The sequence below is a fragment of the Pectobacterium sp. S5 genome, assembly GCF_051707265.1.
GTDB classification, from domain to species: Bacteria; Pseudomonadota; Gammaproteobacteria; order Enterobacterales; family Enterobacteriaceae; genus Pectobacterium; species Pectobacterium polare.
Genome location: NZ_JAULSZ010000003.1, coordinates 424728 through 439312, shown reverse-complemented (window position 1 = coordinate 439312; position 14585 = coordinate 424728). Strand labels below are relative to the sequence as shown.

The following is a 14585-nucleotide window of genomic DNA, read 5'->3' as shown; positions in this document are numbered from 1 at the left end:
GCTCACTAGCTAAAAGCACAACATTAAAAATGTCCTTTTGAATATGTTGGTGCACTTGCCCTATATAATGCGAGGTATTTCACGAAAAACACCGCCTTTCTCTTTTTACATTTATACACATTATTGTTATTTCCTTCTGAAAAACCGTGCGCAGTCAGAATGTGATCAAACTCACCGAAAATTGGGTCTTCGCCTGATAAATAAGAAACAAAAAGCGCTGGCTTAGGTCAATTGCATAATGTACGAGAAGAGAACCTCACGTATACTCGTTAGCGAGCAATGAAATAATAGCGTGGTAATCATTACCACTGCGTTTCTGATAAACCAATAATAAAGGCTTGCATCATGTCAGATAAATCAGAAAGTAATGCTGCACAAGAGCAGCCACTTTATATTAAGGTTCACGATTCTGATAATGTTGCCATTGTTGTTAATAATAATGGCTTACGTGCTGGAACCCGTTTTAATGATGATCTGGAATTAATTGAGCATGTTCCGCAAGGTCACAAAGTAGCTCTTGTGGATATCGCCAAATCAGGTGCCATCGTCCGCTATGGTGAAATTATCGGGTATGCGCTGCGTGATATTGCCAAAGGAAGCTGGATCGATGAATCTCTGGTCGAGTTGCCTCAGGCTCCCGCGCTGGAAACCCTACCGCTGGCGACCAAAATCCCCCCCACGCTGCCTGCGCTGGAAGGCTACACCTTTGAAGGTTACCGCAACGCCGATGGCAGCATAGGGACGAAAAATCTGTTAGGCATTACCACCAGCGTGCACTGCGTCGCGGGCGTGGTGGACTATGTCGTCAAAATTATCGAGCGAGACTTATTGCCGAGATATCCCAATGTGGATGGCGTGGTCGCACTCAACCATCTTTATGGCTGTGGTGTGGCAATCAATGCCCCTGCTGCGGTGGTTCCCATCCGTACCATTCACAACCTGGCGCTGAACCCGAATTTTGGCGGCGAGATACTGGTGGTCGGCCTAGGCTGTGAAAAATTACAGCCGGAGCGCCTGCTGGAAGGAACGCCTGATGTACAAGCCATCTCCCTCGACGACACCAGCATTGTCCGCTTGCAGGATGAACACCACGTTGGTTTCAGATCGATGGTGGATGACATTCTGACGATGGCAGACAAGCACCTGCAACGGTTGAACAAACGTCAGCGTGAAACCTGTCCGGCCTCTGAGTTGGTTGTCGGCATGCAGTGTGGCGGTAGCGATGCTTTCTCCGGCGTCACCGCGAACCCAGCCGTTGGTTTTGCCTCCGATCTCTTGGTCCGCTGCGGTGCAACCGTCATGTTCTCCGAAGTGACCGAAGTGCGCGATGCCATTCATCTGTTAACGCCACGCGTCATCAATGAAGAAGTCGGTAAACGCCTGCTGGAAGAAATGGCCTGGTACGATAACTATCTCGACAGTGGCCAGACCGACCGTAGCGCCAACCCATCGCCGGGCAATAAAAAAGGTGGTCTCGCGAACGTGGTGGAAAAAGCGCTTGGTTCCATCGCCAAATCCGGCACCAGCGCGATTGTCGAAGTCCTGTCCCCCGGTCAGCGCCCAACCAAACGTGGCTTGATTTACGCCGCAACACCGGCCAGCGACTTCGTGTGCGGCACCCAGCAGCTCGCTTCTGGTATCACCGTGCAGGTCTTCACCACCGGTCGCGGTACCCCTTATGGCCTGCTGGCTGTCCCCGTCATCAAAATGGCGACCCGAACCGCATTGGCAAACCGCTGGCACGATCTGATGGATATTGATGCCGGAACCATTGCTACCGGAGAGGCCACGATCGAAGACGTAGGCTGGCAGCTTTTCCACTTCATTTTGGATATCGCCAGCGGCAGGAAAAAAACCTGGTCCGATCAGTGGGGGCTGCATAACGCACTGGCCGTCTTCAATCCAGCTCCGGTAACCTGATTACCGTTCTCCGCAGGCCAGCGTCATTATCTGGTCTGCGGATCGCGTTATTTGATCTACAATAAATTCAGCGTTAATAAAAATGGAAGAAACGCCGTAATTAAAAGAATAAACAGCAGAGCAGCAACATTTAATTTCATTCATGCAAAGAAAAAATAAAAAAAACTTAACAAGTTATTCTTCTTAGCGTCAAATTCATCGAGTCCAAAACACCTTTTAAGAAAAATCCCTATTTTACTCCCCACCTATTTTTAATCATTTTTTACCAATTATTTATTGCCAATAAAATGAATCAATTGACAGATAATCATCCTCATCATAAATTTACGCGTGCTGAAAAAGCGTGCTAACACTGATGAAATATTTGTTACAAAATCTCCATCACGCACAATATAGGGTAAATAGGCCGCTCATTATAAATAATGCATAACATTATTTTATATAAATGAGTAAGCCACCCAAAAAATTTCAGTATACCCATTTGAATAACTTGAATATTTACACAGCAATATGCCTGACAGATTTCACGGGACGAACCATTCGGCAGCGACACGGCGTTTCAGCCTCTGTAATAACCAGAGCGTCTGAAGCGAGAAAAGCGGCCAGCGTGTCTGAACCTGGAAACTGAGCGGGATACGTACGCCGGGGTTTCTAATGAGATTAAATACACCTGTTACACAGCAGGAGTATCTGTTAGACATGGACACCATATTGATGTCCACGACAAATATTCACAGCCACATCACCTATGCCAACTCTGCCTTCATTGCGGTTAGTGGTTTTTCCGAAGAGCAGCTCATCAACCAGCCTCACAATATTGTGCGCCATCCCGACATGCCCGTTGAAGCCTATGCCGACATGTGGTTTACGCTGAAACAAGGCGATAGCTGGACTGGGTTAGTTAAAAATCGTCGCAACAACGGTGACCACTACTGGGTTCGCGCCAACGTTACGCCGGTCTACCAGCAGGAGCAGCTCGCAGGCTATATCTCAGTACGTAACACGCCCAACGCAGAAGAAATCAAGTATGCCGAAACGCTGTATAGCGCCGTGCAGAAAAAACAGGCGGGCAGCCGTAAATTCTACAAAGGGTTAGTCGTTCGCACCGGACTCTTTTCGCCACTGTCGCTTTTACAGAAATTGTCAGTCCGCTGGCGCTTGCGTTTAGCCGTCTTAGCAGTGGGACTCATTCCTGCACTACTTGCTTTCAATGGCATGAATCCGCTATGGCTATTGGCACTGACGCTATTACTCATCGTCATCACGGATCAGTTTCTGCAAAAGCAAATTGCACAGCCAATCAGGATGATAATGAAGCAGGCTCAGCATGTGGTATCGGGCCGTAAAGTAAAGCATGTCCACCTGAACCGGGTCGACGAAATTGGCTTGCTGCTACGCTCTGTTAACCAGTTTGGCCTGAACCTGCATTCGCTTGTTGACGACGTCAGTACACAGGTAAACGGCATCACCAACGTCAGCCATAAGCTGGCGGAAAACAATGTCGACCTGAATACCCGCACGGAAGAAACATCGGCCAATCTGCAGCAAACTGCCGCCGCCATTGAAGAAATTACCGTTGCCGTGCAGCAGAGTGCAGAAACGGCGGCACAGGCCACCACCATGGCAGAAGCCGCCAGCAGCACCGCGTTTAAAGGTGGCAATATCATGAAGGAAACCATCGGCATGATGGATTCCATCTCCAGCGCCAGTGATAAAATTGTTGATATCATTGGCGTGATAGACAGCATTGCCTTCCAGACCAACATCCTTGCGCTGAATGCGGCCGTTGAAGCCGCTCGTGCTGGCGTACAAGGACGCGGGTTTGCAGTGGTAGCCGCTGAGGTTCGCAATCTGGCGCAGCATTCCGCCTCTGCGGCCAAAGAGATTAAAACGTTGATCGATGCTAACGTCGAAAGTGTGAAACAGGGCAGCACAATGGTCGAGAACGCGGGCAAACATATCAGCGACATCGTTGATGAAGTCTTGCAAGTCTCCACCATGATCAAAGAGATCAGTAACGCAACGCATGAGCAAACCTCGGCATTGGGCCTGATCAATACCTCTATTGCACAGATAGAACAAATGACGCAGCGCAACACCGATATGGTTACCCACTCCACAGAAGCTGCTGAAGGGCTAAACCTTCAGGCAAGGCGGCTGAATAGCGCGATTAACGTGTACGGTAGTTAACTGACGTCATCTCATCCATTGCGGCAAGGGCGTGGGAAGCGCCCTTTCCCCTTTTCTTCCCTTCGAGCAAACTCATTGCCCCTCACGTTTTGTAAGTTTTTCGTAAAGAAAAGAGTGACACAGCCGATAGTGATCGGAGAACTGACCTATTTCAGGAGGAAGTGATGTCCAATGGTATCAGCCAGATTACAATGAATACGGTGTCAAACGTAGCGGCGGCACCTACGGCTAGTAAGGATGCATCGACTACCGCGAGTAAGGCTACGCCTGTAGCCAATAACAAGGGTAGTGCTGCTCAACAAAAAATTGCCGCAATACAACATCAGATCAAACAGCTGACTAAAAAGCTAGCAGAGCTGGGCCAATCAGCCATCAATGCAAGTGAAGACGAGCGCAAACTCATCAAACAGCAGCAGCAGATGATTCAAGCGCAAATCCAAGCACTCTATGCCGAAATTGCCCGTATCCAAAAAGAAGAAGCGGAAAAGAAAGCACCTAGTGTGGCGTCAGGTACAACATCACAACAAAATGATAATAAAGACAAAAAAAGCGGTGTTGATATCTACGTCTAACTGCAATATCTGGCGTATTCCCCTCTTTTCTCTCTCTCTTTCCTGACTGATACATTTTGTTACATTAGCTGTCAGGAAAGTGAGTATTTCATATTTCATTGCCAACAATATCCCCTTCGAGAAAGTGCTTAAATTGCCGATGCACAGGCATGTAGCCCAAGTCATTCGGGTACATCGGCATCTTTTCAGGAGGGAAAATGTCAAACACCATCAGCAGTATCAGCGTATCGACAACCACGGCAAGCAGCAGTAAAAGCAGCAACACCTCAGAGCAACAGATTGCGCAGCTCACCAAGCAGGTTCAGGCGCTTACCAAACAGGTGAGTAAACTGACCGAATCCGCTTCCAGCGCAGAAAGCGACGAAGAACGTAAACAGATCGAGCAACAGCAACAGGCCATTCAGGCGCAGATCCAGATGCTACAGGCGCAAATTGCCCGTTTGCAGAGTGAAGGATCGGAACAGCAGTCTGATTCCTCTGCTTCGACTCAAAGTGCTAAACAAGAAGGCGTTAACCGCCCGACAGAAGACAACCAGATTAATATCTACGTGTAGTCTGCGTCAGGGATGGGGTAGTCAGTCAACGTGAAAGGTCGCTTCATTGAAGCGACCTTTTTTGTGCCCAGAAAACCCCCAGCTAGGCTGGGGGTTCAGTAAAGCTTTCAGCTTTGAGCCAGTTATAAAAAACCCTTTTGATTTGTTAAAACAGTTTGCGGTCTGGCAACTGCAAACGTTCAACAAGAAATCAAAAGGGGGTCCCAATGAGGGACGAAAAGAGCTTAGCGCACACCCGATGGAACTGTAAATATCACATAGTTTTTGCGCCGAAGTACCGAAGGCAGGTGTTCTACGGGGAAAAGCGCAGAGCGATTGGCAGCATTTTAAGAAAGCTGTGCGAATGGAAAAACGTGAATATTCTGGAAGCGGAGTGCTGTGTGGATCACATCCACATGCTTCTGGAAATCCCGCCGAAGATGAGTGTCTCGGGATTTATGGGATACCTGAAGGGAAAGAGTAGCCTGATGCTTTATGAGCAGTTTGGCGATTTGAAGTTCAAATACCGTAACAGGGAGTTTTGNCTGGAAATCCCGCCGAAGATGAGTGTCTCGGGATTTATGGGATACCTGAAGGGAAAGAGTAGCCTGATGCTTTATGAGCAGTTTGGCGATTTGAAGTTCAAATACCGTAACAGGGAGTTTTGGTGTCGAGGGTATTATGTTGATACGGTAGGGAAAAACACGGTCAAGATACAAGAATACATAAAGCACCAACTGGACGAGGATAAAATGGGAGAGCAACTCTCGATCCCGTATCCAGGTAGCCCGTTTACGGGCCGTAAGTAATCCATAGATGCAAACGTCAGATCGCGATGCGCCTGTTAGGGCGCGGCTGGTGACAGAGCCTTATAGGCGCATATGAAAAACCTCCGGCTATGCCGGAGGATAGTTTTTTTCGTCAGAGGGTGTGGTTGGAAGTGGGTAATCAGGAACGGGGTCGCTTCAGCGGCGTGACCAACCCTTGCAGACCTTCTATCTTGATTGCCAGCGTAATCTGCATCAATTCCCCTAAGCGACCTTTAGGAAATTCATCCTTGCGGGAGAACCACAGCAGGTACTCTTCCGGTAAATCAATCAGCACTCGCCCTTTGTATTTCCCAAAGGGCATCTGCATCGTGGCAATGTCTATCAGGTCTTCTTTTTCCATCCGTTTACGCCCCCAATAGTCGGATCATTTCCGCCTCATCGATCACTGGGATCCCCAATTCTTGGGCCTTCGCCAGTTTAGAGCCTGCGGCTTCACCGGCGATCACCATATCGGTTTTCTTCGAGACGCTGCCGCTCACTTTTGCCCCTAACGCCGTTAACCGATCTTTGGCTTCGTCGCGAGACAAAATACTTAGCGATCCGGTCAATACCACCGTTTTCCCCGCAAATGGGCTGTCGATCTCTTCAGCATTGACGACCTGAACCGCCGGCCAGTGAATGTTGATGCCAGCTGGATCGGTCAATTCGCGGATCACGGTTTGGTTGTGCTCTTCTTCAAGAAAGTGACGCACATGCGCGGCAACGACTTTACCGACATCCGGCACCGCCAGCAGCGCGTCTTCATCGGCAGCAAAAAGGGCTTCCAGCGAACCAAAATGAGCAGCCAGATTAGCCGCCGTCGATTCGCCAACGTCGCGGATCCCCAACGCATAGAGGAAACGTGCCAGCGTGGTACTTTTCGCCTTTTCCAGCGCATTGACCAGATTCGTCGCGGATTTCGGCCCCATGCGATCCAGCCCCGTCATGATCCCAGCGCTCAGACGAAACAGATCGGCTGGCGTCTTGACGTACTCTTTTTCCACCAGTTGATCGATGATCTTATCGCCCATACCCTCCACATCCAGCGCACGACGAGAAACAAAATGCTTCAGTGCTTCTTTGCGCTGGGCACCACAGATCAAGCCAGCGGTACAGCGCGTGACGGCTTCGCCTTCCACACGTTCAACGTCAGATCCACACACGGGACAAGCCGTAGGGAAAACGATCGGCTGCACCGTTTCTGGCCGTTCAGATTCCACGATGCCGACGATCTGCGGGATCACATCCCCCGCTCGGCGCACAATGACACGATCGCCAATCTGCAAACCTAGCCGCTCAATTTCATCGGCATTATGCAGCGTGGCGTTGCTGACGATAACCCCAGCCACAGCGACCGGCTCCAGACGCGCAACTGGCGTAATCGCGCCTGTCCGCCCGACCTGAAACTCGACATCACGCACCCAGGTCAGCTGTTCCTGCGCCGGGAATTTAAAGGCCACCGCCCAGCGAGGCGCACGGGCAACGAACCCTAACCGCTCTTGCAGCGCCAGAGAGTCTACTTTGACAACAACGCCGTCGATATCAAAGCCTAACGAACTGCGGGTCTGCTCAACCTGACGATAAAAATCGAGTACTTCGGCCGGACCAGTACATAGCTTAATTCTGTCGCTAACCGGCAGTCCCCACGCCTTGAACTGCATCAGCCGCTCCCAATGGCTTACGGGCAACTCACCGCCTTCCAGCAGACCAACGCCATAACAGAAGAAGGTCAGCGGACGCTTAGCCGTAATCCGCGGGTCAAGCTGGCGCAGCGATCCAGCGGCAGCGTTACGCGGGTTGGCAAAGACTTTACTCCCCGTACGGCGAGCCTCTTCGTTCAGCTTTTCAAAACCGCTGTGCTTCATAAACACTTCACCGCGTACTTCAACACGACGCGGAATATTATCGCCTTCCAGACGCAGTGGAATCGCCGCAACGGTACGAATGTTACTGGTGATATTTTCCCCTGTCGTGCCATCACCGCGCGTGGCCGCCTGTACCAGAACGCCATCTTCATACAATAGGCTAACGGCTAAACCATCCAGTTTCAGCTCGCAGCAGAAGGTCAGATCGTCACCGTTCTTCAGTCTGTCGCCAATTCGCTTGCTGAAGGCCAGGTAGCTTTCTTCATCAAATACATTATCCAGGGATAACATCGGCACTTCATGACGAACCTGTTCAAATGCCGCCAGCGGTGCCGCACCCACGCGCTGCGTGGGAGAATCACTGGTCACCAGCTCGGGATGATCCGCCTCTAACGCTTTCAGTTCCTGCATGAGTTTGTCATATTCGATATCAGGAATTTCGGGCGCATCTTCAACGTGATATTTGTATTCGTGATGGCGTAAGACCCGGCGCAACTCCGCTACCCGCAGTGCGGCCGCATTCACTTCGGCTGGTTCTTTCTTCACTGGTTTCATACCTGTTTTATCTGACGTGTCGCCCTGTCGGCGTCGTGATTGTTATGATTCTCGCCCGTGATGTACCAGAGCGAGAATCATTAGCTTGCGGCCTGAACGGGCTCGAAACCCTTCGAGCACCGTCAGTTTTATTTCATTTAAGATTTAGACGTGTTGGCTTTAATCGTGTTGATGATGTTCGTCGTGGAGCAACCGTCCTCAAAGTTTAGGACTTTCACTTCACCGCCGTTGGCCCAGACCTCTTCACTACCGGCGATTTCATGTGGCTGGTAGTCTCCGCCTTTCACCAGAATGTCCGGCAGGATGCTGGCAATCAGGCGCTGCGGCGTATCTTCTTCAAACGGCACGACCCAATCGACAGCTTCCAGCGCACCCAACACGATCATCCGCTGCGGCAGCGGGTTGACGGGACGAGTCGGCCCCTTCAGGCGTTTGGTTGAGGCATCGCTGTTTACCGCAACGATTAACCGGTCGCCAAGTTTGCGGGCGTTTGCCAAGTAAGACACGTGCCCGGCGTGCAGAATATCGAAGCAGCCGTTGGTCATCACAATCTTTTCGCCACGCTGACGCGCCAGTTCAACGGCATGTTTCAGCTGTTCTTCGGTCATTACGCCAAATCCGGTTTCGGCACGGCCGCGGATAGCATTTTCCAATTCAATCGGCGTGACCGTTGACGTACCCAGCTTGCCGACGACAACGCCTGCAGCGGCATTCGCCAGGAAGCAGGCCTCTTCCAGTGGGTTACCTGCCGCCAGCGCAGCGGCCAGCACACCAATGACGGTATCGCCCGCACCGGTCACGTCATACACTTCCTGCGCCTGCGTCGGCAAATGCAGCGGTGCTTTGCCCGGCTGTAGCAGCGTCATCCCTTGCTCGGAACGGGTAATCAGCAACGCGGACAGATCGTAATCGGCCACCAGTTGCATACCGCGCTCAACCAGCTCTTCTTCCGTTTTGCAACGCCCTGCCACCGCTTCGAATTCAGACAGGTTTGGCGTCAGCAATGTTGCGCCACGGTAACGGGCAAAATCCGTGCCTTTCGGGTCGATCAGCACCGGAACGCCAGCCGCTTTTGCCGTCTGAATCATGCTTTGCACATGCGCTAATGCGCCTTTCGCATAGTCAGACAGCACCAGCGCACCAATTTTTGGCAGCGCCAGTTGAATACGCTCGATGATCGGCTGAGGATCAATTCCCTCAAAGCCCTCTTCGAAATCCAGTCGGATCAACTGCTGATTACGTGACAGCACGCGCAGCTTGGTGATCGTCGGGTGCGTAGGAACCGCGACAAAGTCACACTTCACATTCACTTCGCCAAGTTTGGCATTCAGTGCGCGTGCAGCATCATCAATGCCCGTTAACCCCACCAGACGCGATCCCGCGCCCAATGCTGCGATGTTCATGGCGACGTTCGCCGCGCCGCCTGGGCGCTCTTCGATCGTATCAACCTTGACCACAGGCACCGGTGCCTCTGGTGAAATTCGGCTGGTCGGCCCATACCAGTAACGATCCAGCATGACATCACCCACCACTAACACACCCGCTTGACGGAAATCAGGCAGCGTCACTTTCATCCTCTACTCCAGGCTTATTCGCATAATGCGCGTAATAATATCATAGGCACGTATCATTACACGTCACCGCCGCGCAGCTCTTCACCCCACGGCACATTTGACCATATATATACCCTAAATAATTCGAGTTGCAGGAAGGCGGCGACGCAGCGAGTCCCCAGGAGCTTACATCAGTAAGTGACTGGGGTGAGCGAGAAAAGCCAACGCACATGCAGCTTGAAGTATGACGGGTATAGAAGGAACTTACGCTCCTACCAGCCATTTATTCCAACTCACCAACACCTGCTCCCGCTCCGCAACAAACCGATCCTTGCTGACCCGACCGGACAGCTCCTGCAAGGCCAGATGGTGCAACTCATTGCGCATGGTGACATAGGCCAGTTTGAGCGCATTGGCTTCGCTCTCTTCCATCACGCCATATTGCGCCATCAGTTCCAGAATACGCACGTTGTCTGACCAACGGGTCAAACGCGGTTCCTGAGCGGCGTAACGTAGCATCAGATACTGGGCAATGAATTCGATATCCGTAATCCCGCCCGCATCCGTTTTGATGTCAAAGAGTGCTTTATCTTTGTTCGCCAGATGCTGACGCATTTTTTCCCGCATTTCGCGTACTTCGGTTCGCAGAGTCTCCGCGTCACGCTCTGCACACAGAATGCTGCGGCGAATAGACTCAAAGGTCTGCTGCACGCCACTTTCGCCGTACACCATACGCGCGCGCACCAGCGCCTGATGCTCCCACGTCCATGCCTCATTGCGCTGATAGTCATCAAATGCTTCTACCGTACTCACCAGCATACCCGCAGCGCCCGATGGCCGCAGACGGGCATCCACTTCATACAAAATGCCTGATGACGTCCGAGTGCTAAACAGATGCATCACTCGCTGTGCGAGGCGCAGGTAGAACTGGCGGCCATCAATACTGCGTTCGCCATCCGTCATCACGTCCGATGGACAATCCAGCAAGAACACCAAATCCAGATCGGAGCTGTATCCCAGCTCCCAGCCGCCAAGTTTGCCATAAGCAATAACGGCAAACCCACGACCTTCACGATGCTGCAAATGGGACGGCTGGCCATAGCGCGCCACCATCTGCCCCCACGCCTGCTGAACCACTGCCGCGATAATCGCTTCCGCCAAATACGTTAAGTGATCGCTCACTTTCATCACGGGCAGTACGCCGCCGATATCCCCTGCGGCGATACGCAGTTGCTGCGACTGTTTGAACTGGCGAACCGCTTCTAACTGCTGTTCTTCATCGTCCTCAGGGACGCGCATCAAATACTGACGTAGCTCATCGGCGTACGCCCCCGGTGCCGTCGGCTGATACAGCGTTGACGCATCGAGTAATTCATCCAGCAACAGGGGATAGCGTGCCAACTGGCTGGCGACCATCGGCGACGCCGCACACAGGCGAATCAACTGAGCGAGCGCCGCGCGAGACTCCAGCAGCAGTTCGAGATAGGTGGTGCGTGTGACGATCCCCAGCAGCAGCGGCGTCAGACGAGACAGCACCCTATCCGCTTCCTGACGAGCGCAGACTTCCGCCAGCAAACACGGCATGAGCTGATCCAGCACGTCTCGCCCGCGCGGCCCTATGGTGCGTTTCGCCACGTCGTGACGGAATTCCACAATCGTCCGCATCAGCTTTTCACGCACGCTTTCCGAGAGATGCGGCGTCAGCGGAGCCAGTTCGCCGTCGTCCAGCGTGTCCTGCCATAGGCTGCTATAGCTGCCATGTTCGGGGATATCATTATTGTCCGGCGCATCATCGCCAATCAGGTCATCAAATACGTGCCGCACCGACTGCATATGCTGTTCCAGCATGGATTGCAGCGCGTCCCAGTTGTCGAAACCCATTCCCCATGCCAGACGCTGCTGATTCAGCTCATCACCCGGCAAGGTTTGCGTCTGCTCATCGGCAATCGCCTGCAACAGGTTTTCCAGACGACGCAGAAACAGGTAAGAGGTACTGAGGTCGAGCACCTGCTGCGGCGTTAATAACCCCAGAGCTCCTACATGCTGGAGCGTAGGCAGCAGCGAGCGCCCCTGCAATCCCGGTTCACGCCCGCCACGAATCAGTTGGAAAACCTGCGTGATAAATTCGATTTCACGAATCCCACCCGCACCCAGCTTGATGTTGTTGCGCAGATCCCGGCGACGCACTTCGCGGGCAATCATGCCCTTCATATTTCGCAGCGACTGGATCACGCTAAAATCGATATAGCGACGGAAGACGAAGGGCTTCAGCGTACTACGCAGTTCCTGACTGTAGGCATCGTCCATTCCCCCCATCAGGCGCGCTTTGACCATCGCATAGCGTTCCCAGTCTCGGCCCTGCTCCTGATAGTAATCTTCCATCGCCGCAAAGCTGAGCACCAGCGGGCCGCTGTCACCAAAGGGACGTAACCGCATATCCACGCGATAAACAAAACCATCGACGGTCGGCTGATCCAGCACCTTAATGAGTCGCTGCCCCAGACGCGTGAAGAACTGTGCGTTATCCAGCTCGCGCCGCCCGCCTTGCGTATGACCATTTTCGGGATAGACGAAGATCAGGTCGATATCCGAAGAGAAGTTAAGTTCTCCCCCCCCCAGTTTTCCCATGCCAAGAATCAGCAGAGGCTGAGCCACGCCCTGCGCATTGCAAGGTGTACCCCATTCGCGACAACAGGCCTGATATAGCCAGCTTCTGGCCGCCACAATCATCACCTCGGCCAGTTCACTCAACTGACGCAGCGTGTGTTCCGTCGTACTGGTTTGCAGCGCCTGTGACCACGCAATTCGCGTCAACATATGTCGGCGAAACCGTCGCAATGCGGCCATCAACGCATTTTCATCGTTAACATCGGCCAATGCATTGCTCAACCAGTCGGCGTAGTGCTGCCACTCTTCGGGCTGCGGCGGTTGCTGATGAATCCCTTGCCACCAGTCAGGATGCAGCGCAAGCGCATCGCTGACAAAATCGCTCAATGCCAGAACAGCAGAGTCACTGTCGGTTATCGGTTCATCAGGTGCGGCTTCCCGCAAACGCGACAGAGCACGCTGAGATTGTTCCGTCAGAAGCACAGGTAAAGCGGGCAAAGGAAGTATCGACATGGGGGTTCCCTTGATGCGCCGCCTATCCTCGCTGACAAGCGGCAGTTAACGGTTACTGTGATGGTCCGCCGCTATGTAGCCAGAACGGGGACAAGTTCAGCACCTCTTTACGGTAGGCTTCCAGGTACGCAGAAGGAGCCTTCCCGGCAGCGAGCCGCTCAATTTCGTGCAGTAACGCCTGCCAGTGTTCAACGTAGGCTTCCACTTGCTCCGCCGGATAGGCACCGGATAAGAGAAGAAAAGCGTAGATATTACGTTGCAGGCGAGGAATCTGCTGTTCGTACTGCGCTTCCGTCAATTTAGAAGAAAAGGCGCTTTTCAGCTCCGCAGTGCTGCGGCTTAGCATAATGTCGGCAAAGCGTTTGAACGAGCCCTGTAGCTTAATGCGATCTTTATTACCCATATGATCACGCCAGCCAGACTCGACCAACCAAGAAGTCAGTACTAACTTACTTTGCAGGTACTCAGCGCTGTAACACACATCCGCGCCATCGGGGCCTTGTAGCCGAGCCTCCAGAGTGGCGAGTGCAGAGCGAAAAAGCGTGGTGACCTTGCGTAACACGACGCCTCCCACCAGCACCAGCATTTCGCGCATCAACGCGCTGGCCTCTGGCAGGGCTTCACGGGCAGAGGCATTCCCTCTTACCCACAGTTCTTCGTGGTATTGCCAGTGACTCAACCCCAGTTCCAGCGCCGCGCGGATGGCTTGATCGATATTGGTTTTCGAATCCACAACCAGTCGATTGAGAGGCTGGCACTCGCGAACCGGATTACCTTTAGCCAGATGGTATCCGCGCGCCGCCTTACTCAAGCTGCCCTGCCGCATACCACCAAACTCTGCGATTTCCTTTGCCAGTTCCAGCAGATGGGTGGTCTGCCCGACCTTAAGCTCCATCTCCAGTTCGCACAGCGGTTCACTCAGATCCCCAGCACGAATCTCACCGCGATCTAAGGCAACCTCAATCACGCTTTGATAGTAAGTAAACACCCACTTTTCACGCGTAAAATCTGTACTAAACAGCGGATTGAGCGACGATTGCAGCACCTTAATATCGCAATCTTCCGGCCAGACGTCCGCCGGAAACAGGCTGAGATCCAGCTCGGCTTTCTCCAGCCCAACGTTATATTCTGGGTGTTGATGCAGCCCGCCAATTACCTTGCCGGCCGTTTTCGCCGTCATTTCGTAGCGTTCATTTTCGCCACGAATACGCAGGCCGATGCCATTGCGGCGCAGGTAATTATCCGCCGTTTCATAATAGGTATTGCTCAGACGCTGAGCACGCATGTGCTCATACTGGCTGTAATCACTCTCCCAGTCAGCCAGTTGCGTCAGCAGCGATTCAACGCTGTCGGGATGAACAATAAACTTCAGCTCTATTTCTTCACTCATAGCATTCACAACACCAAGACCGCGTTCATTATTATGTCAGTAAATAACATTTTACCTTACCTGACTACTCTTACCGCA

General features: G+C 52.5%; 10 protein-coding genes. 5 read left to right on the top strand and 5 right to left on the bottom strand.

The genetic code is table 11. From position 1 onward, the window contains the following. Positions 1-345 precede the first annotated feature (345 nt). The 5 genes from garD (at position 346) to tnpA (ending at position 6024) form a co-directional block, all read left to right on the top strand. Entirely contained in the window at positions 346-1920 is a 1575-nt protein-coding gene (gene garD / locus QWJ20_RS14430; protein WP_433992812.1) for a galactarate dehydratase, read from the top strand. A 654-nt stretch (positions 1921-2574) separates the two neighbouring features. Then, a complete protein-coding gene (locus tag QWJ20_RS14425) occupies positions 2575-4110 on the top strand; it encodes a methyl-accepting chemotaxis protein (protein WP_433992811.1) in 1536 nt (511 codons plus the stop codon). Between the two features lie 164 nt (positions 4111-4274). After that, the gene (locus tag QWJ20_RS14420; protein ID WP_433992810.1) at positions 4275-4682 is read left to right on the top strand and encodes a FlxA-like family protein; all 408 of its coding nucleotides are present in this window, start codon (positions 4275-4277) and stop codon (positions 4680-4682) included. Between the two features lie 197 nt (positions 4683-4879). After that, positions 4880-5236, top strand: coding sequence for a FlxA-like family protein (locus QWJ20_RS14415; RefSeq protein ID WP_433992809.1), 357 nt, complete (start codon positions 4880-4882; stop codon positions 5234-5236). Between the two features lie 206 nt (positions 5237-5442). Further along, complete coding sequence (tnpA, locus tag QWJ20_RS14410; RefSeq protein WP_433992808.1) at positions 5443-6024, top strand: IS200/IS605 family transposase; 582 nt, start codon at positions 5443-5445, stop codon at positions 6022-6024. A 139-nt stretch (positions 6025-6163) separates the two neighbouring features. Here the strand turns inward: tnpA and QWJ20_RS14405 are convergent, their stop codons facing one another. The 5 genes from QWJ20_RS14405 to QWJ20_RS14385 form a co-directional block, all read right to left on the bottom strand. Beyond that, positions 6164-6385: a DUF3820 family protein gene (locus QWJ20_RS14405; RefSeq protein ID WP_095700466.1), complete on the bottom strand. Its 222-nt coding sequence runs from the start codon at positions 6383-6385 to the stop codon at positions 6164-6166. A gap of 4 nt (positions 6386-6389) precedes the next feature. Next, positions 6390-8444 carry an NAD-dependent DNA ligase LigA gene (gene ligA, locus QWJ20_RS14400; RefSeq protein WP_433992807.1) on the bottom strand — a complete coding sequence of 685 codons (2055 nt, stop codon included), beginning with the start codon at positions 8442-8444 and terminating at the stop codon, positions 6390-6392. A 137-nt stretch (positions 8445-8581) separates the two neighbouring features. Continuing rightward, a complete protein-coding gene (gene hldE, locus QWJ20_RS14395; protein ID WP_174871060.1) occupies positions 8582-10018 on the bottom strand; it encodes a bifunctional D-glycero-beta-D-manno-heptose-7-phosphate kinase/D-glycero-beta-D-manno-heptose 1-phosphate adenylyltransferase HldE in 1437 nt (478 codons plus the stop codon). Between the two features lie 243 nt (positions 10019-10261). Next, positions 10262-13117, bottom strand: a complete 2856-nt coding sequence (gene glnE / locus QWJ20_RS14390) for a bifunctional [glutamate--ammonia ligase]-adenylyl-L-tyrosine phosphorylase/[glutamate--ammonia-ligase] adenylyltransferase (RefSeq protein ID WP_433992806.1) — start codon at positions 13115-13117, stop codon at positions 10262-10264. A 52-nt stretch (positions 13118-13169) separates the two neighbouring features. After that, positions 13170-14507 (bottom strand): inorganic triphosphatase, encoded by a 1338-nt coding sequence (locus QWJ20_RS14385; protein ID WP_433992805.1) that lies wholly within the window; start codon positions 14505-14507, stop codon positions 13170-13172. Positions 14508-14585 lie beyond the last annotated feature (78 nt).